The 19428-nt window shown below is 62.7% G+C and carries 20 protein-coding genes; 15 read left to right on the plus strand and 5 right to left on the minus strand.

The window, feature by feature from the left end; translation table 11 throughout:
- Positions 1–25 precede the first annotated feature (25 nt).
- Genes NKH63_RS23165 through fabD form a run of 3 tightly spaced genes read right to left on the minus strand, consistent with a single transcriptional unit; the run spans position 26 to position 1527 of the window.
- Positions 26–292 carry a type II toxin-antitoxin system RelE family toxin gene (locus NKH63_RS23165; RefSeq protein WP_352467165.1) on the minus strand — a complete coding sequence of 89 codons (267 nt, stop codon included), beginning with the start codon at positions 290–292 and terminating at the stop codon, positions 26–28.
- Positions 276–497: a type II toxin-antitoxin system RelB family antitoxin gene (gene relB, locus NKH63_RS23170; protein WP_352481808.1), complete on the minus strand. Its 222-nt coding sequence runs from the start codon at positions 495–497 to the stop codon at positions 276–278. Before relB ends, NKH63_RS23165 begins: the two co-directional genes overlap by 17 nt.
- 52 nt (positions 498–549) lie before the next feature.
- Positions 550–1527, minus strand: a complete 978-nt coding sequence (gene fabD / locus NKH63_RS23175; protein WP_352481809.1) for an ACP S-malonyltransferase — start codon at positions 1525–1527, stop codon at positions 550–552.
- A 247-nt stretch (positions 1528–1774) separates the two neighbouring features.
- Between fabD and NKH63_RS23180 the strand changes: the two genes are divergently transcribed.
- Positions 1775–3700: an LTA synthase family protein gene (locus tag NKH63_RS23180; RefSeq protein ID WP_352481811.1), complete on the plus strand. Its 1926-nt coding sequence runs from the start codon at positions 1775–1777 to the stop codon at positions 3698–3700.
- Between the two features lie 39 nt (positions 3701–3739).
- Here the strand turns inward: NKH63_RS23180 and NKH63_RS23185 are convergent, their stop codons facing one another.
- Positions 3740–5284, minus strand: a complete 1545-nt coding sequence (locus NKH63_RS23185; protein WP_352481812.1) for a pilus assembly protein TadG-related protein — start codon at positions 5282–5284, stop codon at positions 3740–3742.
- Between the two features lie 464 nt (positions 5285–5748).
- Here NKH63_RS23185 and rpsF point away from each other — a divergent pair, with 464 nt between their 5' ends.
- The 13 genes from rpsF to NKH63_RS23250 all read left to right on the plus strand — a co-directional run bounded on the left by rpsF (position 5749) and on the right by NKH63_RS23250 (position 17542).
- Positions 5749–6249: a 30S ribosomal protein S6 gene (gene rpsF / locus NKH63_RS23190; protein ID WP_352481813.1), complete on the plus strand. Its 501-nt coding sequence runs from the start codon at positions 5749–5751 to the stop codon at positions 6247–6249.
- Positions 6249–6497, plus strand: a complete 249-nt coding sequence (gene rpsR / locus NKH63_RS23195; protein WP_006203718.1) for a 30S ribosomal protein S18 — start codon at positions 6249–6251, stop codon at positions 6495–6497. Before rpsF ends, rpsR begins: the two co-directional genes overlap by 1 nt.
- A 275-nt stretch (positions 6498–6772) precedes the next feature.
- Complete coding sequence (rplI, locus tag NKH63_RS23200; protein ID WP_352481815.1) at positions 6773–7357, plus strand: 50S ribosomal protein L9; 585 nt, start codon at positions 6773–6775, stop codon at positions 7355–7357.
- Between the two features lie 152 nt (positions 7358–7509).
- Positions 7510–8799: a cyclopropane fatty acid synthase gene (locus NKH63_RS23205; protein WP_352918882.1), complete on the plus strand. Its 1290-nt coding sequence runs from the start codon at positions 7510–7512 to the stop codon at positions 8797–8799.
- 82 nt (positions 8800–8881) lie between these two features.
- Positions 8882–9205 (plus strand): YnfA family protein, encoded by a 324-nt coding sequence (locus NKH63_RS23210; protein WP_023719833.1) that lies wholly within the window; start codon positions 8882–8884, stop codon positions 9203–9205.
- Positions 9206–9208: 3 nt separating this feature from the next.
- The gene (locus NKH63_RS23215; protein ID WP_023719834.1) at positions 9209–10177 is read left to right on the plus strand and encodes a small ribosomal subunit Rsm22 family protein; all 969 of its coding nucleotides are present in this window, start codon (positions 9209–9211) and stop codon (positions 10175–10177) included.
- A gap of 206 nt (positions 10178–10383) precedes the next feature.
- Complete coding sequence (locus NKH63_RS23220) at positions 10384–11874, plus strand: replicative DNA helicase (RefSeq protein ID WP_352481818.1); 1491 nt, start codon at positions 10384–10386, stop codon at positions 11872–11874.
- Positions 11875–11895: 21 nt separating this feature from the next.
- Positions 11896–12501 carry a hypothetical protein gene (locus tag NKH63_RS23225; protein ID WP_352481820.1) on the plus strand — a complete coding sequence of 202 codons (606 nt, stop codon included), beginning with the start codon at positions 11896–11898 and terminating at the stop codon, positions 12499–12501.
- A complete protein-coding gene (gene radA, locus NKH63_RS23230; RefSeq protein WP_023719836.1) occupies positions 12501–13919 on the plus strand; it encodes a DNA repair protein RadA in 1419 nt (472 codons plus the stop codon). The genes NKH63_RS23225 and radA overlap by 1 nt, the downstream gene beginning before the upstream one ends.
- Before the next feature lie 47 nt (positions 13920–13966).
- Positions 13967–14638, plus strand: coding sequence for a CvpA family protein (locus tag NKH63_RS23235; protein ID WP_352481821.1), 672 nt, complete (start codon positions 13967–13969; stop codon positions 14636–14638).
- Positions 14639–14752: 114 nt separating this feature from the next.
- On the plus strand, positions 14753–16234 hold the full coding sequence (purF, locus tag NKH63_RS23240) for an amidophosphoribosyltransferase (protein ID WP_036244955.1): 1482 nt from the start codon (positions 14753–14755) through the stop codon (positions 16232–16234).
- Between the two features lie 220 nt (positions 16235–16454).
- Positions 16455–17195: an SDR family NAD(P)-dependent oxidoreductase gene (locus tag NKH63_RS23245; protein WP_352481823.1), complete on the plus strand. Its 741-nt coding sequence runs from the start codon at positions 16455–16457 to the stop codon at positions 17193–17195.
- A gap of 125 nt (positions 17196–17320) precedes the next feature.
- Entirely contained in the window at positions 17321–17542 is a 222-nt protein-coding gene (locus NKH63_RS23250) for a hypothetical protein (protein WP_023719840.1), read from the plus strand.
- Positions 17543–17581: 39 nt separating this feature from the next.
- Here NKH63_RS23250 and NKH63_RS23255 read toward each other — a convergent pair whose 3' ends face one another.
- Positions 17582–18088: an OsmC family protein gene (locus NKH63_RS23255; RefSeq protein ID WP_352481824.1), complete on the minus strand. Its 507-nt coding sequence runs from the start codon at positions 18086–18088 to the stop codon at positions 17582–17584.
- A gap of 343 nt (positions 18089–18431) precedes the next feature.
- Between NKH63_RS23255 and NKH63_RS23260 the strand changes: the two genes are divergently transcribed.
- Positions 18432–19322, plus strand: a complete 891-nt coding sequence (locus NKH63_RS23260) for a DMT family transporter (RefSeq protein WP_352481826.1) — start codon at positions 18432–18434, stop codon at positions 19320–19322.
- Positions 19323–19428 lie beyond the last annotated feature (106 nt).

A 19428-nucleotide genomic window follows, 5' to 3' on the forward strand; every position in this document is an offset into this window, starting at 1 on the left:
CAATCATACGGGCCGGTGAGTTCGGCTATCTGTAAACGTCGCCGCGGTGGCCAATGGTTACCACCAGAATGACGAGCCGGTTATCCTGCACATCGCAAATGATGCGATAATCCCCGACGCGATATCTCCAAAAGGTTGCGAGCGGGCCCTTCAGCGGTTTGCCGAGTTCACGCGGGTTGTCGAGAACGGCAATGCGGTTTTCAATAAAATCACGGATACGGTGACGTGTCTGCGGATCCAGTTTTTCGACAAATTTTCGCGCCGAGCGGGCGTATTCAAGCGTCCAGGCCACGCCAGAAGTCCTCGGCTCTCATGACGTCTTCTTCACCACGCCTGATCCGCTCAATGACTTCGGCAGCCAAGTAGTAATCCTCCAAATCCTCCAGGCCACGTTCAATGAGCTCGCGCAGATAGTAGGCCTTGCTGCGACCAGTCTTGGCCGCGAGAAAATCCAGGCGCTGCTCGACTTCGGGAGAAAGGCGGATCGACGTGGGCATGCCGCACCTTGTTGCGATACATGTATTCATGTAGCGGCAAGCACAGATGAATTCAAGCTACGTGGTCACCCAAGGCGGCAAGTGCCGTCTCGACCTCCGCCGCCGATCCGATGCTGCTGGTGGCAATATCGCGGTTGATGCGGCGGGCCAGCCCCGACAGCACCTTGCCGGCACCCACTTCGTAAAGCGTCGCAACGCCGTTGCTGCCGAACCACTCCACCGTTTCGCGCCAGCGCACGCGCCCGATCACCTGTTCGACGAGTCGGCGGGCGATCTCGTCGGGATCGCTCGTCGGGGTCACCGTAACATTGGAGACCAGCGGCACGACCGGCGCACTCTTCGTCACGGCGGCCAGCGCCTCCCGCATGATCTCGGCCGCAGGCTTCATCAATGCCGAATGGAAGGGCGCCGAGACCTGCAGCATCAGCGCCCGCTTGGCGCCCTTCTCCGTGCATAGCCTCGCCGCCAGTTCGACCGCTGGCCTGGCGCCGGAGATCACCAGCTGGCCGCCGCCATTGTCATTGGCGATCTGGCAAACCAAGGCTTGTGCGGGATCTTTGGCGGCGCCCTGGGCGGCCTCTGCGCAAGCGGCTTCGACGTCGGCCTGTTCCAGCCCGATGATCGCCGCCATGGCGCCCTCGCCGGCCGGCACAGCCGCCTGCATGGCATTGCCGCGGATGCGCAACAGCCGGGCGGCGTCGGCGACCGAAACGAAACCTGCGGCCGCAAGTGCCGAATATTCGCCGAGCGAGTGGCCGGCGACATAGGTGACCTTGCCGTTCAGGGAGAAGCCGCGCGCCTCCAGCGCCCGGATTGCGGCAAGCGACACCGCCATCAGCGCCGGCTGGGCGTTGGCGGTCAGCGTCAGCGTCTCTTCCGGGCCTTCCCAGATCAGCTTCGATAGGTTTTCGCCGAGCGCGTCGTCAACTTCCTCGAAGATCCGCCGCGATTCCACAAAGGTATCGGCGAGGTCCTTGCCCATGCCGACAGCCTGGCTGCCCTGCCCCGGAAAGGTGAATGCGATGGCCATCGGCGGCTCCCAGCTGCTGGTTCACGTTGCCTGTGACGCAAGGCGTGCGGCCAAGTCAAGTCCAACCTTGATCGCGTAATATCGGCCGAGTGCCTGTTTCGGCAGGCTTTTTGGCGATCACTCATGATGAAAACCGCTCACGATTTGTTTGCTGGCTCTTCTTATTTCCGCCACAGGCGCTAGGCTTTGCGTGACAGTTCGATGACAATCGAGTGACGCTTTTGTTGCGGGCCGGGGAACTATTGAAGTGGCAAAGACCAAGCAGAGCGCAGCCGAGGCGGCGCCCCAGTTTCTTGAAGGCGATCCGTCGACCGGCTATCTGCCGGCGCGCAAATGGCCTGTCATCCGCTATGGCCTTATCAGCTTGCTGGCTGCGGCCATCCTTGTGTTTGCCATCGAACTGATCGTGCGCGGCAACTTTGCCGGCACCATTGATTTCTTTCTGCAGCCTTTCAAACCCGGCTGGACCACAATCATCATTTTTGCGCTGATCCTCATCGGCCTCGACGCCGTGCTCGGCCGCAGTCATCAGAGCCTGATGATCGTCGCGCCGCTGACATTGTCGCTGGCGTTCGTCGGCCACCAGAAGTCGCTGTATCTCGGCGATCCGCTCTATCCGACCGATTTCCTCTATTCCCGGCAGATCGTGGCACTGATGCCGCTTCTGGTACGCGATCGCCCGGGAACCGCCATTGCCCTGGCGATCGGCATCGTCGGCGGACTGTCGCTGCTCGTCTACGGTTGGCGGCTATGGCGCCGCCGCGTTCCGGCGCTCAGCCACAAGGGCCGCCTTGCCCGGCTGACGCTGACAGTACCGCTCATCGCCTTCTTCGTTTCCATCATGGACTATGCCACTTTCTCGTGGACGCGCGACCGGCTGCAGATCATCCCGATCATGTGGGACCAGAAGGAAAACTATGCCTCGAACGGTTTTGCGCTCGCCTTCGCGCTGAACGTCCCGATGGCGCATGTCTCGGCGCCGCCCGGCTATTCCGGCAAGGCGATCGAAGCGATCGGCAAACCGCAGGTGACGGCTTCGGTACCCGCCGAGAAGCCCGACATCATCGTCGTCATGAGCGAATCCTTCTGGGATCCGACCAAGCTACCCGGCGTCACCATCACGCCCGACCCTATCCCCAATGTGCGGGCACTGCGCACGGGTTACATGTTCTCGCCCGAATTCGGCGGCATGACGGCCAACATCGAGTTCGAGGCCCTGACCGGCTTTTCCAACGCCTTCCTGCCGGCGGGCAGTATTCCTTACCAGCAATATGTGCGGACACCGACCCCGTCACTGGCGACCTTCCTGAAAAGTCAGGGCTATCGGGCACGCGCCATCCACCCCGGCACCAACTGGTTCTGGAACCGGGGAGCCGTCTATGCCGATTTCGGCTTCAACGACTTCAAGTCCGAGGAGACGTTGCCGCCCATGCAAAAACGCGGACCGCTCGCGTCGGACGCGGCGATGACCGACGAGATCATCCACGAGGCCGATACCAGCGCCGAGCCGGTGTTCTTTTTCGCCGTCAGCCTGCAGAACCACGGGCCGTATGAGCCGTATCGCTATAACAATCCGACCCATAAGGTGCAGGCGCCGATCAGCCAATGGGCGCGTGAATCGCTGTTGAGCTACGCCGAAGGCTCTTCCGACGCGGACCGCGGCCTCGAGCGGCTGATCGAATGGGCGAAGAAACGCCAGCGGCCGACGGTCATCGCCTTCTTCGGCGACCATCTGCCGCCGCTTGGGCCGGTCTACGTCGAGACCGGTTTCATGAAGGACAATGTCGCGCCGCGCAAGGAGGCGGCCGACCAGATGCTGCTGCATCACCAGACGCCGCTGATCGTCTGGTCGAACCGCAGCGGCCCGGCCGAGGATCTCGGCGCCGTCAGCCCAGCCTTCCTGCCCTACCATATCCTGAAGACTGCCGGCATCAGTCATCCCTATTATACCGGCTTCCTCGGCCAGTTGCGGGAGCACTACCGCGTCATCGACCGCAATTTGCTGTTGGCACCGGCGGGCGACGCCACCCCCGATTGGTCGCGTCAGAAAGAGATCGACCCGGCAATCCGCGACTTCCGTCTGCTGCAGTACGACATGATGTTCGGCAAGCGCCATGCGGCGCCCGACTTCTTCCCCGAAACCACAGGCAAAGTGGCTGCGCACACGAGTTGAGCAGCGGCGGCGGAACGGCCGTTGGGCGACTGACGTCGTTCAGTTCGTCAAGTGCAGTTGCGAGATCGAGCTTCCGATTTTCAGGAAGACGCTTTCGAGCTGACTGACGTCGTTGGTCGGGTAATAATCCGACGGCGACGACGCGCAGGCCTCGTAGAGCTTGCGGTTGGCTGCGGTGTCGGCCTGCAGCAGTACTGTGAAGATCTGCACGTCCTGTTTCTTCAACGTGTTGCAGACATTGGTTGTCCAGTCGTCGACATTGCGCGCGGCCGCGGTCTGGTCGCTGGATCCGAACCGACCCGAAGCCAGGAACCCGTAAGAGCCATAGTCCGACTTCTGTGGCGTATCCTTCGCGCCATAGACAACATTTTCGCCGTCGGTGAGCAGCAGCACCGTTTTGGTCGTGCCTGACGCCCTGAACGGCGCGCCGTCACTGTAGGGCGGTTCCGGCGAGAGTACCCGCATCCCCCATGACAACCCTTCCGAAACATTGGTCCCCGAGCCGTTCCATTCGATCATCTCACTGACGGCCTTACGCAATTTGTCGAAATCGTCGGTCAGCGGCACTATCGGCGTCGGACAGGCCCGGTTTGGGCCGATGGTCAGGGGGCCTTTCTTGTCGTTGATCAGCTTCATCGTCGAAACACTGTACTTCGCGATGTCGCCGGTGAGGCCGGGAAGCAGGGTGATAACCGTATCGTCGAGATAGGAATTATTGTAGCCGGTCGCCGAATTGCCATAGGAGCTGTTCGGATTTTTGGCGTTACCTGGATCGTCCGGCGCGAAATAAGGTACGAACAGGGTGTCCGGTTTGTTTTGGTCGGGCGAAATGTCGGAAACATTGTTGGTTCCGGGCCGCGCCTCGACGCAGCCTCTCCATTCGACGCCCAATTGCTTGAACAGGTCCATATGGGTGATGCGCTTGCCGCCGACCAAGGGGAAATTGGCGCCATTGTTCGGCGATTTGCCGGCCATGTCGATCCAGGACGGATCGTAGTCCTCGCCCTTGACGTTGACCGCGGTGACGAACGGCACCACTGCGACACGTACGCTGCGTGTCGGCGACTTCGCGGCTTCGAGCATATCGATCAAGCCCGTCGCCGCCGTCCGCAATGCGCCGATGCGATCGTTGCTGGCCATCGACCCGGTATTGTCGAGCACCAGTACGACTTCGAGCTGATTGGTCGATTCGACGGCGCCAGCATCGACCGTGATGCGCTTGTCGTTGCCGAACAGGAAAGCGAAGTTCAAGTTGACGTCCGCCGCGGCGACAGCCTTTGTCTGGATGTAATTGAGGCCCCTTTCGACGGTAAGCGTCGCTTCGGCGTTCCTCAACTCGCTGTGGCCGGCGACATTGGTCTGGAAATAGCGGTCGAACACGTCCTTGCGCGTGGCCTCGATGTCGCCGAGATGCGAAGATGCAAGGTTCGCGGCATCGAGCGCGTTCTGCAAGCTGACCTTGGCCCTCATCAAGGTGGACACGTCCACGGCAAAGGCGACGGCCGTCAGAACCGCAGGCAACCCGAACGCCAGCATCAGGGCAAAGTTGCCGCTCTTCGAACGGCAGAACTTGTCGAACAGCATTTTACCCCCAAACCGCCTTGCTGGCGGCCGCGCGCGAACTGTTTCGTTTTGCATTCGCATGATGAACGGCGGGTTGCCACCACGCCCGCCGGCACGGGGAACTTCGCATGATGGTTAAGGTCAGGTTTCAGGAAATCCGTAAAACCTTGCCATCGAGGTCCGTTGTGCTCTGGAAGGTAGGGCGCTAGTCGAGCCGTTTGGCCTGTCGTTTGGCCTTGCTTTGCGGTCAAATTCCTGTATAGACGCCCGCAATCTGCCGGTCCTTGCTGGGGGCTGAACGGAGGGCCGGAGGTTTTCGAAACCTTCGCGTGGAGCCAGAAGCGCTTCCGCCTCCCGTGTCTCCGCTCTCGACCGTCTCGTCATGCTCCTTTCTTCCCCGTCTTCGCAAGGATTGCGGGTCAGAGAAGTTGCAGAGGCTTTTGCCGCCGGGAACCGGGAGAGAAACGAAGAAAGGCACGAACACTATGGCTCTATACGAACATGTGTTTCTTGCCCGGCAGGACCTCTCGCAGCAGCAGGTCGATGCACTTGTCGAACAGTACAAGGGCGTCCTCACCGCGAATGGCGGGTCCGTCGGCCGGGTCGAGAACTGGGGACTGAAGTCCCTCACCTACCGGGTCAACAAGAACCGGAAGGCATATTATACACTCATGGACATCACCTGCCCGCCGGCCGCGCTGAATGAGATGGAGCGCCAGATGGGCCTGTCCGAGGACGTGCTGCGTTTCCTGACCATCAAGGTCGATGCGCATGAGGAAGGCCCGTCGGCAATGATGCAGAAGCGCGAAGAGCGCTCGGAACGCGGCGGCTTCGGCGACCGCGACCGTGGCGATCGTGGCCCGCGCTCATTCGGCGACCGCGATCGCGGTGACCGTGGTGATCGTCCGCCGCGCAGCTTCGGCGATGGGGGTGCCGATCGTGGCCCGCGCCGTCCGCGCGAAGGCTTTGAAGGAGCCGCAGAATAATGGTCGACATCAACCAGATCCCAACCCGGCGCCCCTTCCACCGTCGCCGCAAGACTTGCCCGTTCTCCGGCGCCAACGCGCCGAAGATCGACTACAAGGACGTGCGGCTTCTGCAGCGCTACATTTCCGAGCGCGGCAAGATCGTGCCGTCGCGCATTACCGCCGTCAGCCAGAAGAAGCAGCGCGAACTCGCCAAGGCGATCAAGCGCGCCCGCTTCCTCGGCCTGCTGCCCTACGTGGTCCGCTAAGACTGATTAGTTGACCATGATCTTATCCGAAAACCGGTTTTCACTTTTCGGGATCATGGTCTAGCCAGCGGGCGGTTCGCCGCCCGCTTTTTTCACCGGCCACGACGGGCGTAGCTGGATCGAACACCAAATCCCGGGTTGGATTTCGACAAGAGATCCTAACTGCCGCGACAGGCAGGACAGCGACACAGGCGGCGACGCCCCAGCTTCCTGACCTGTTCCAGACAATTCGGCGCCGATCCTGAGGATAGGCGCCCAACCGAAGGAACAAAACCATGGAAGTCATTCTTCTCGAACGCGTTTCCCGGCTCGGCCAGATGGGCGACACCGTCAGGGTCAAGGACGGGTTCGCCCGAAATTTCCTGCTGCCGCAGGGCAAGGCGCTGCGCGCCAACGAAGGTAACAAGAAGAAGTTCGAGGGACAGCGCGCCCAGCTCGAAGCTCGGAACCTGGAGCGCAAGTCCGAGGCCGCGCAGATTGCTGAAAAGCTCGACGGCAAGAGCTTCATCGCCGTGCGCTCGGCCGGCGAGACCGGTCAGCTCTATGGTTCGGTGTCGACGCGCGACATCGCCGAGCTGTTGACGGCGGAGGGTTTTTCGGTGAACCGCAACCAGATCCTTCTCAATCAGCCGATCAAGACCATCGGCGTCACCAACGTGGCGATCGCGCTGCACCCGGAAGTCGAGGTCACCATCACGCTCAACATTGCCCGCACGGCCGACGAAGCCGAGCGCCAGGCCAAGGGCGAAACGCTGACCACCGCCGAAGCCATCTACGGCGAAGACATCAACGACAATGCGCGGCCGGAAAATTTCTTCGATCCGAACGCGGAGTTCGAGGGCGGCGAAGACAACGGCTGATCGTTGTTCGCCGGCATTCGTCGGCTAATACCTATCTGGACCAATGCCCGGGCCTCGCACCCGGGCATTTTTATGCCAAATGGAACTTTTCGAATCCCTATATCTTGATGCAGAATAGGACAGCATGTCTGGCCGAGAGGGGACAATTGGTCATGAATATTCTGCTTAAGCGCGTTCTCGACCGCCTGGTCCGCACAGGCAATCTCAAGGTGACAGGGCCGCAAGGCTCGATGGTGACTTTTGGTGACGGCAGCGGCGAGCCGGTGCACATGCACATCAAGACAAGGCATGCCGAGCGCGCCATCACTTTTGATCCGATGCTGGCGGTGCCGGAAGCCTACATGGACGGTGAACTCGACATTATCGAGGGCGGCGCGCTGGGGGTGATGCGCATTGCGTTCCAGAACATGGGCAGCGGCGGCATCGATGCCACCTGGTCGAAGGCGATCGAGGGTCTGCGCCACGCCTTCCGGCGCCTGCAGCAGATCAACACGGCGTCGCGGGCGCGCCGCAACGTGCAGCGCCACTACGATCTGTCGGGCGACCTCTATCGCCTCTTCCTCGATGAAGACATGCAGTATTCCTGCGCCTATTTAGAGCAGCCGGACATGACGCTCGATGAGGCCCAGGCAGCCAAGAAGCGCCACATCGCCGCCAAGCTCAGGTTGAAAGCGGGCCAGACGGTACTCGACATCGGCTCCGGCTGGGGCGGGCTTGGCCTCTATCTCGCCAAGGCGTTCGACGTCGACGTGCAAGGCGTGACGCTGTCGACCGAGCAGCACGGCGTCGCCACCGACCGCGCGCACGCGCAAGGCCTGCAAAACCGGGTGCATTTCGACCTCAAGGACTATCGCGAGCTCAATGAGCGTTTCGACCGCATCGTCTCGGTCGGCATGTTCGAGCATGTCGGCGTCAATCATTTCCGTACCTTCTTCGACAAGTCGGCGACGCTGCTGAAGCCGGACGGTGTCATGCTGCTGCACACGATCGGCCGTTCCGGTGTGCCGTGGGCGACCAGCGCCTTCATTCGGAAATACATCTTCCCGGGCGGCTATATCCCGTCGCTCTCCGAAGTGATGCCGGCTATCGAAAAGTCGGGGCTCGTCGTCACCGACATCGAGGTTCTGCGGCTGCATTATGCCGAGACGCTGAAGCATTGGGGCGAGCGCTTTGCCGCCAACCGCGACAAGGCCAAGGCGATCTATGACGAGCGCTTCTGCCGCATGTGGGAGTTCTATCTTGCCGCCTCGGAAGCTGCCTTCCGATGGCAGGATCTGGTGATCTTCCAGATCCAGATTGCCAAGAAGAACGACACGCTGCCGGTGACGCGCGACTACATGGCCAGTTGCGAGAAGGCGCTGGAGATGCGCGATCTTGGACGTCGTGAAAAGGCTCCTGCCGCCAAGCCCACTCGCCGCCGCAAGGTGGCGGATCCGGAGTAGACTGCCGGCGATCGCGCCATTGCCGCTTGCCATTGCCGGCTGGCACGCTGAAAAAGGTCTCGTCAACGCGGGACCTTTTTTCATGACCTACCTCCTCTACGTCGCCGCCGCACTTGCCGAGATCGCCGGCTGCTTCTCGTTCTGGGCGTGGTGGCGGCTGGATAAGTCGCCGCTGTGGTTGGCGCCCGGTCTCGTCTCACTGGTGCTATTCGCGTGGCTGCTGGCGCTTGTCGACACCAGTGCGGCGGGCCGGGCCTATGCCGCCTATGGCGGCATCTACATTGCCGCCTCGCTGGTCTGGCTATGGTTGGCGGAAGGCGTGCACCCCGACAGTTGGGATCTTGCCGGTGCCACGATGTGCATCATTGGCGCCTCGGTCATCGTGCTCGCACCTCGGGCTGCGTAGGCCATGGAACTGCCCGCCCCGCTTAGACAAGGCGTCGACCGCCTTCTCGAACAGGTGCCGTTGCCGATGATCAAGCAAGCGGCCAAGACGCTGTCGGACCGCTACCGCGCCGAGTTGCGCGATGGCCGCCTGCACATGGCCGAAGAAATGGCGGTTAAGGCCTATCTGGCAACGCGGCTTCCGGCGACCTATGCGGCCGTCCGTGCCAGCCTCGATGCGGTGGGCGAGTCTCGGCCCGACTATGCTCCGAAGACCTTGCTCGATGTCGGCGCCGGCCCTGGCACGGTGCTTTGGGCCACAATCGATCTCTGGCCCGATCTCGAACAGGCAGTGCTGCTCGAGGCCGGTGCCGCGGTGCGGCGGGTCGGCGAGGCGCTTGCCGCCGAGACAATCCATGCCAAGACCGCCTGGCTGACCGGCGACGTCACCATCGACCTGGTCGATCTGGAGCCGGCCGAGCTGGTGACTTCGGCCTATGTGCTGGATGAGATCGCGCCGGCATCGCTGGCAAAACTAATCGACCGGCTCTGGCAGCTGACCGCCGACACGCTGCTGGTCGTCGAGCCAGGCACGCCGGCCGGCTGGCAGCGCATCCTTGCCGTGCGGCGGCAGCTGATCGAGGCGGGGGCGCACGTGCTCGCGCCCTGCCCGCATGAGGCGCCCTGCCCACTTGTCGCTCCCGACTGGTGCCATTTCGCCCGCCGCGTCGCCCGCTCGCGCCTGCACCGTCTGGCCAAGGATGCCGAGGTGCCGTGGGAGGACGAAAAGTTCATCTTTGTCGCCGCTTCCCGTCATCCGGCCGCTCCGCCCCGCGCGCGGGTGATCGCACCACCGAAATCGGGCTCCGGCAAGGTCTTGCTGAAGCTTTGCCAACAGGATGGTCATGCCGCCGAGCGACTGTTCACGAAGCGCGACGGCGAGACGTTCAAGGCCGCGCGGCGACTGGACTGGGGTGACGCCTTGCCGGAATGATCGGCAGCTATTTTCCTGTTTTGTTCTCGCCCAAGAACGGTTAGGCTCGCCATCTTGATTCGAGTCAATCGAGATTCTTTCCACCGAAGTATCTTGGCTGTGAATCGCGGGCATCAAAGTTGGTTGGTTGGGGACTGATGCAGATAAGTCATCACCGACTTGTCTCGTTCTGATATCGAGAGACCGGGATCAGGACCGGGGACATCATGGCAGAGGCAGCACGAAAATTCGGCGTGGCGGAAACACCGCTCTATCGCGAGGCGCCGAACAACATCGAGGCCGAGCAGGCGCTGCTCGGTGCCATCCTGGTCAACAACGATGCCTTCTATCGCGTCTCCGACTTTCTGAAGCCTGGCCATTTCTACGAGCCGTTGCACAGGAATATCTTCGAGGTCGCGGCCGAGCTCATCCGCATGGGCAAGATCGCGACGCCGATCACGCTGAAGACCTTCCTGCCGGCCGACGAGAAGGTCGGCGACATGACGGTGGCGCAATATGTCGTGCGGCTGGCGGTCGAGGCCGTCACCGTCGTCAACGCCACCGACTATGGCCGCGCCATCTACGATCTGGCCACGCGCCGCGCGCTGATCACCGTCGGCGAGGACATGGTCAACATCGCCTATGACGCGCCGGTCGACATGTCGCCCTCCGACCAGATCGAGGACGCCGAGCGGCGGCTGTTCGAGCTGGCCGAGACCGGCCGCTACGACGGCGGCTTCGAGAGCTTCACCGACGCTGTCAAGACGGCGGTCGACATGGCCAATGCCGCCTATATGCGCGACGGGCATTTGTCGGGCGTCGCCACCGGCTTGCGCGACCTCGACCGTCGCATGGGCGGCCTGCAGTCGTCCGACTTGATCATCATTGCCGGCCGCCCCGGCATGGGTAAAACCTCGCTCGCCACCAACATCGCCTTCAATATCGCGGAGGCGTATGTCCCGGCGCAGCAGGCCGACGGCTCGTTCAAGGCGGCCAATGGCGGCGTCGTCGGCTTCTTTTCGCTCGAAATGTCATCCGAACAGCTCGCCACCCGCATTATTTCCGAACAGACCGAAATCCCGTCGTCGAAAATCCGCCGCGGCGAGATCAGCGAGATGGATTTCGAAAAGCTCGTCGCCTGTTCGCAGACCATGCAGAAAATCCCGCTGTTCATCGACCAGACCGGCGGTATTTCCATCGCTCAGCTGTCCGCCCGCGCGCGTCGCTTGAAGCGCCAGCGCGGCCTCGACGTCATCGTCATCGACTATATCCAGCTGATGCAGGGATCGAGCGCGAAATCATCGCAAAACCGCGTCCAGGAAATCACCGAGATCACCACCGGGCTCAAGGCACTGGCCAAGGAGTTGGCGGTGCCGATCATCGCGCTGTCGCAGCTGTCGCGCCAGGTCGAGAGCCGCGACGACAAGCGCCCGCAGCTTTCGGATCTGCGCGAATCGGGCTCCATCGAGCAGGACGCCGACGTGGTGCTGTTCGTCTACCGCGAGGAATATTATCTGAAAAACCGCGAGCCGAAGCCGGGCACCGACGAATACATCAAGTGGGAACACGAGATGAACGAGATGCGCGGCAAGGCCGAAGTAATCGTCGCCAAGCAGCGCCACGGCCCAACGGGATCGGTCAGCCTCGCCTTCCAGGGCGAATTCACCCGCTTCTCGGACCTTGCGGAAGAGCATCATTTGCCGGATCGGTTCGAGTAGGCATTGTCGCGGAGCAGCCGATTGGACTTTAGCGATATCTACCAAAGGATAAAATTCGAAGAGTATAACATCTCCGAGGATGAACGCGCGCAACTCACTGAATATTTGAGATCTGCCCGGTCAATTTCTCGCACGGAATCGCACGCCGGTTTGCTGGTGTTCTGCTACTCAAGCGAACCTACGCCCGAGAACGTTGAATTGGTGAGGAAATTCCTTGCCAAGCATGTCGAAGACTATACGCGAAGCGCGGCAGTGACCGGTCTTTATCGAGTTTGGAAATTGGGAGCGACAGCTGACATCGACGATCTGCTGAGTTTTTTGGCCCTTTCGTTGGACGAAACTCGGCACGACACCTCTCTGGCGGCGATCGGGTGCGCATTCCTTTTGATGCACCGGCTCAATGATCGTCGCCTCTCGACTGCCCTTATGAGATTGCTGGAGACGTTGCACGATGAAGTCGGGCGAGAGAACGACTTCGCGGTCGGTCTGTTCAGATATGCGTGTTGGTCGGCATACGACAATTGGGCTCTGAGAAACGGCCAGCGCCGCACTCATTTCGATACGATCGAAGATGCTTTGCCGGTTTACTGGGATCGTCCCAAATACCTCTTGGAACCAATAAACTGATGGCCAAATCCCGTATCCAGTTCATCTGCCAGAATTGCGGTTCGGTGCATCAGCGTTGGGCCGGCAAATGTGATGCCTGCGGCGAGTGGAACACGCTGGTCGAGGAAGGCACGTCGGGCGGCATCGGCTCCGGCCCGGCCAACACCCGCAACGCCCGCAAGGGCCGCGCGGTGGTGCTGACCAGCCTCTCCGGCGACATCGAGGACGCGCCGCGCATCGTCTCCGGCATCGGCGAACTCGACCGCGCCACCGGCGGCGGCTTCGTGCGCGGCTCGGCGCTTTTGGTCGGCGGCGATCCCGGCATCGGCAAGTCGACGCTGCTCACCCAGGCTGCAGCCGCACTGGCGGCAAAGGGCCACCGCATCGTCTACGTCTCCGGTGAAGAAGCGGTCGCCCAGATCAGGCTGCGCGCCCAGCGGCTCGGCGTCGCCGACACCCCGGTCGAACTCGCCGCCGAGACCAACGTCGAGGACATCCTCGCCACCATTGCCGATGGCAAGCGGCCGGACCTGGTCATTCTCGATTCGATCCAGACGCTATGGACCGACATGGCCGATTCAGCGCCCGGCACGGTGACCCAGGTGCGTGCCGCCGCCCAAGCGATGATCCGCTATGCAAAATCCACAGGGGCGGCGATCGTTCTGGTCGGCCATGTCACCAAGGAGGGCCAGATCGCCGGCCCACGCGTCGTCGAGCACATGGTCGACGCGGTGCTCTATTTCGAGGGCGAAGGCGGCCACCACTACCGCATCCTGCGAACGGTCAAGAACCGCTTCGGGCCAACCGACGAGATCGGCGTCTTCGAAATGTCGGACAAGGGCTTGCGGGAAGTCGCCAACCCGTCCGAGCTTTTCCTCGGTGAACGTCACGCGAAGTCGCCGGGTGCCGCGGTTTTCGCCGGCATGGAAGGCACACGGCCGGTGCTGGTCGAGATCCAGGCGCTGGTAGCACCTTCGACGCTCGGCACGCCACGCCGCGCCGTCGTCGGCTGGGACGGCGCCCGGCTGTCGATGATCCTGGCGGTTCTGGAAGCCCATTGCGGCGTTCGCTTCGGCACGCACGACGTCTATCTCAACGTTGCCGGCGGCTACCGCATTTCAGAGCCGGCGGCCGACCTGGCGGTGGCGGCGGCACTGGTTTCCTCGCTCACCGGTCTTGCCCTTCCCGCCGATTGCGTCTATTTCGGCGAAATCAGCCTTTCGGGGGCGGTGAGGCCGGTTGCGCATGCGCAGCAGCGCCTCAAGGAAGCCGAAAAGCTGGGTTTCGGAAGCGCGGTTCTGCCCTTGGGCAGCGAGGAACTTGTTGGTGGTAATGGGGCCGGGGGGATCGGAGCCGGCGCTTTCCAGCCCACCGAGCTTGCCGATCTCGTGGCGCGCATAGCCGGCTCTCGGCGCAGCCGCGCCGACGAGCAAGACTGATGCGGCTCGTCGAGTCGTGAAAAAGAGATCGGAGCGGGGCGAAAAACATGCCGATTACGCTGCTTGACGGAATTCTCGTCGGCTTCACCCTGGTCTCGGCGATGCTCGCCATGGTTCGCGGCTTTTCGCGCGAGATCCTGTCGATCATCTCCTGGGCAGTTGCCGCTGCGGCGGCCTTCTTCTTCTACAAGCCGGTGCTGCCTTACATTCAGCCCTATATCGACAACGAAAAGGCAGCCATGGCGGCGGCCGCCGGTATCGTCTTCATTGTCGCGCTGATCGTCGTTTCCGTCATCACCATGAAGCTCGCCGACTGGATCATCGATTCCAGGATCGGCGCGCTCGATCGCACACTTGGCTTCCTCTATGGCGCGGCGCGCGGCATCCTGGTGGTCGCGGTCGCACTGCTGTTTTTCAATTGGCTGGCCGGCGCCAAAGCTCCAGGCTGGATTGCCAACGCCAAGTCAAAGCCCCTGCTCGAATCGATCGGTGCCAAGCTGGAAAGCCTGCTGCCCGAGGATCCGGAAAACGCCATCCTCAACAAGCTCAATCCGAATCGGCCGGCCACCGAGACGCCTCTGGCCCCCGACGCGCCTGCAGCGGAAGCACCTGCCGCCGGCGACGACGCCACTGCTCCGGCACCCGATGACAGCGACGCTCCGCCGGCCGACAATGCGCCCGCGACGCCGGCACCTGCAAACCCGGCGCCGGCAAACTGATTTCGGCAGACTTGCTCGCCTCGAGACTGTCGATCATGTGAACGTCGCACGACGTGCGTTGCTTTCGATGCGCTATGACCTTATATGGCGACTTTAGCGGAGCTTGAGCCCCCAATGGCAGCCTCAGTGGCAGACGCAGACGACGTGCTTTCCGCCGAAGCCGACGACCATTTCCACGACGAATGCGGCGTGTTCGGCATTTTCGGCCGGCAGGACGCCGCAGCCATCGTAACACTCGGCCTGCATGCGTTGCAGCATCGCGGCCAGGAAGCGGCCGGCATCGTTTCCTATGACGGCACCCAATTCCATGTCGAACGCCATGTCGGCCTGATCGGCGACACCTTCACCAAGCAGCGTGTCATCGACAGCCTGCAAGGCAACCGTGCCATCGGCCACACACGCTATGCCACCACCGGTGGCGCTGGCTTGCGCAACATCCAGCCTTTCTTCGCCGAACTTGCCGATGGCGGCTTTGCCGTCGCCCATAACGGCAATCTCACCAACGCCATGACCGTTCAGCGCGCCCTGCAGAAGCAGGGCGCCATCTTCTCTTCCACCTCCGACACCGAGACGCTCTTGCATCTGGTCGCCACCAGCAAGGAGCGCGACCTGAATTCGCGTTTCATCGATGCGGTGCGCCAGGTCGAAGGTGCCTTCTCGCTGGTGGCAATGACGTCCAAGAAGATGATCGGCTGCCGCGACCCGCTCGGTATCCGGCCGCTGGTGCTTGGCGATCTCGACGGCGCCTGGATTCTCGCCTCCGAAACCTGTGCGCTCGACATTATCGGGGCGCGTTTCGTGCGCGACCTGAAGCCCGGCGAAATGGTCGTCGTCACCAGCAAGGGAATCGAGAGCCTGTTCCCGTTCGAGCCGCAGAAGACCCGCTTCTGCATTTTCGAATATGTCTACTTCGCCCGGCCGGATTCTTCGGTCGAAGGCCGCAATGTCTACGAGGTACGCAAGCGCATCGGCGCCGAGCTGGCACTGGAGAGCCCGGTCGAGGCCGACATCGTCGTGCCGGTGCCGGATTCGGGCACACCGGCGGCGATCGGCTTTTCGCAGGCCGCGGGCATCCCGTTCGAGCTCGGCATCATCCGCAATCACTATGTCGGCCGCACCTTCATCCAGCCCGGCGATTCGATCCGCCACATGGGCGTCAAGCTTAAGCACAACGCCAATCGCCGCATGATCGAAGGCAAGCGTGTGGTGCTGGTCGACGATTCGATCGTACGCGGCACCACCAGCCAGAAGATCGTGCAGATGGTGCGCGATGCCGGCGCCAAGGAAGTGCATATGCGCATCGCCTCGCCGCCGACGCGCGCCTCCTGCTTTTACGGCGTCGACACACCGGAAAAGTCGAAGTTGCTGGCCTCGCGCATGTCGGTGGAGGAGATGGCCGAGTTCATCCGCGTCGATTCGCTCGGCTTCCTCTCGATCGACGGGCTCTACCGGGCCGTCGGCGAAGCCGGCCGCGACAACGAACAGCCGCAATTCTGCGACGCGTGTTTCACCGGCCAGTATCCGACCCGGCTTGCCGATTTCGAAGGCTCCGACAATGTCCGCACGCTGTCGCTATTGGCGGCAGGCGGGTCGTAAGGTTGCCGGATCGCCATTTGTCTTCGCCAGGTTACCCCCCTCTGCCCTGCCGGGCATCTCCCCCTCAAGGGGGGAGATCGGCTGAACTGTCGACTTTCGCCAATCGCGACGGTCGCAGAACAGGCGCTGAGCCTGATGAGGGCCAATCTCCCCCCTTGAGGGGGAGATGCCCGGCAAGGCAGAGGGGGGTGCTTCACGCCGACCTCATGGAAGTTCAAGCATGACCCTCGATCTCTCCGGCCGCGTTGCGGTCGTCACCGGCGCCTCGCGCGGTATCGGCTATTTCATCGCCAGGGAGCTTGCCGCAGCCGGTGCGCATGTGATTGCGGTTGCCCGCACCGTCGGAGGGCTGGAAGAACTCGACGACCAGATCAAAGCAGGCGGCGGACAGGCGACGCTGGTACCGCTCGATCTTGCCGACATGGCGGGGATCGACCGGCTGGGCGGCGCCATCCACGAGCGCTGGGGCAAGCTCGACATACTGGTCGCCAACGCCGCCGTGCTCGGCGTCATCGCTCCGATCGGCCATGTCGAGGCAAAGACCTTCGAGAAGGTGATGACCATCAACGTCACCGCAACATGGCGGCTGATCCGCTCGGTCGACCCGCTGCTGAGACTCTCCGATGCCGGCCGCGCTATCGTACTGAGTTCCAGCCTGGCCCACTCCGCACGCGCCTTCTGGGCGCCTTATGCGGCGTCGAAGGCGGCGGTCGAGGCCATGACGCGTTCGTGGGCGCATGAGACCGAAAACCTGCCGCTCAGGGTCAACGCCGCCGATCCCGGGGCAACGCGCACCGCCATGCGGGCGCAGGCGGTACCCGGCGAGGATCCGGAGACTCTGCCGCACCCTTCGGAGATCGCCAAGCGTATCGTGCCGTTGGCCAGCCCTGCGCTCAAGGAGACGGGGCTGATCTTCCAGGCCAAGCACAACCGCTTTGTCGCCTACCGGCAGCCGGAGTAAGCGGCCTGACATCACGCGGCTGTGATGCCGTGGCTTAACGCCGCGCTTCGGCCCAACTTTCGCCGCTTGGCCGGAGTTGCTAGGATCGCACCGACTCCCAAAACAAGCAGAGCGAGGAAATACTCATGGCGGCACCGAGCGTAGCGTTGGTCTGGTATCTGGTGATCGCCGGCCCGCAAGGCGGCATGGTCGTGCTGCCCAGCACCTTCGACACCCGCGAACAGTGCACCTCCGCCGTCACCGAATACCAGAAGCAGCCGACGCCGGCCGGCTGGTCGGTGCAGTGCGTGCCGAGTGCCTCGCCGTTCGCGGACGAGGGCGACGCCGAGGAGCCGTCGGCGCAGTAGGAGCGTCATCTCCTCCCTTGAGGGGGAGAGATTGGCACATCAGCGTCGTGCGCTTACCGTCAGCTCCGGCTTCTGACTGATGGTCTGCAACACGACGCAGTAGCGCTCGGTCAACTTGATCAGCGCATCGATGCGCTCCTGCGGCTCGTCGGTGTCGAGGCCGAATGTCAGCCGGATGGCGCGGAAGCCAACCGGCGCATCCCTCGCCACGCCAAGCGTGCCGCGAAAGTCGAGATCGCCTTCGGCTTCCACCGTGGCGGCCCCAAGCTTGAATTCCAGCGCCGTGGCCACCGCCTTCAGCGTGACGCCGGCGCAAGCCACCAGCGCCTCCAGCAGCATGTCGCCGGAGCAGAGTTCGAACCCGGTGCCGCCGGTCGCCGGATGCAGCCCGGCAATGGCGATCGCCCTGCCTGTCTCGACCTTGCAGGCGATCGATTGGTCGTCGATCGAGCCTTTGGCGCGGAGAGTAATCAGCGCGCGCGAGGCGTCGTCGCGATAGGCCTCCTTCAGCGGCACCTGCATGGCCTTCAATGCGATCGCGTCCATTTCATTTCCCTCCCATAGTTGCCTGGCTTCGCTGCTTAACGGCGGTGTCGGCTGCCCCAAACGCAAGTCCCCGCTGGCGTAGCGCTTGGCAGGGCTTCGCCCCGTATAGCCTGACGATACGGGGAGCATCCAACGCCTTCACACCCTCTCTCGCAACACATTCGTAAGGCCGCCGGACATATGGCCGATATCGCCATCCTGGAAATCCGCGAAAGGGCTTCGCCGGCAGCCTGTTCACCGGGGCTGCCGGTCTGCTGTTTCGATGCATGACGCCTCGATCAAGCTGACACTATGGTGTCAGGACGGGGCAGCGTAAGCTGGTGAGATGACGGAATCGCTGGATATGCCAGGCACAGTGGAAAGCGCCCGCGAACGCACCCTCGGCATCATCCTGGTTTCGGCATCGGCGGTCGTCTTCGGCCTCACCGGCGTGCTGACCAAATCGATCCATTCCGACCCGCTGACCATCACCTGCTGGCGCGGCTTCGTCGGCTCGATCCTGATCAGCCTCTATGTGCTATGGCGCCGCCAGCGCTCCGGCGGTCGCGACAGCCTGCGGCTCGGCTGGCGCGGCTGGCTGCTGGCGATCGAGGGCGCGCTCGCCAGCATCGCCTTCATCTCGGCGTTCAAGTTCACCTTTGTCGCCAATGTCGCCATCATCTATGCCACCGCCCCCTTCGTCACCGCGCTGCTGGCCCTCCTGTTGGTCCGCGAACCGTTCCGGCTGCAGACGCTTGCTGCCGCTGCCGTGTCACTATGCGGGGTGGCGATCATGGTCTGGTCGGGCTTCGGCACCGGCCATCTGTTCGGCGACGGGCTGGCGCTGCTGATGACGATCGGCAGCGCCCTCTACATGATCATGGTGCGCACCTTCCGCGATACGCCGGTGGTGTGGGCGGGTGCGGTGTCGGCATTCCTTTTGTTCGTGCTCGGCTGGTTCGTCACCGATCCGCTGGCCGTCTCGGCCAGGGACGCATTGCTTCTAGCCACCTTCGGCTCCTCGTTCGCGCTTGCCTCGATCCTGTGGACGGAGGGCGCCCGGCTCATTCCGGCGGCCGAGTCTGGACTGCTGGGTTCGGCCGAAGTGCCATTCGCGATCCTGTTCGCCTTCCTGTTCCTGGCGGAGATCCCGCCGGCGGCCAGCATGGTCGGCGGCGCAATCGTGCTTTGCGCGGTGTTCGCTCACGCCGGCCGTGACTGGCTGATGGCCAGGCAGCGCGCAGCGGATGCATGACCAAAATCCTCGCCACGCCCGAGGGCGAGTTGGAGGTCCGATCACGCGAAATCCGTGCCTGAAAATAAATTTTGAAAAGTCATGGAACCATCATCGGGCTCAGGCA

Origin of the sequence: Mesorhizobium sp. M0960, from assembly GCF_040319055.1 — a bacterium.
Taxonomy (GTDB): Bacteria; Pseudomonadota; Alphaproteobacteria; order Rhizobiales; family Rhizobiaceae; genus Mesorhizobium.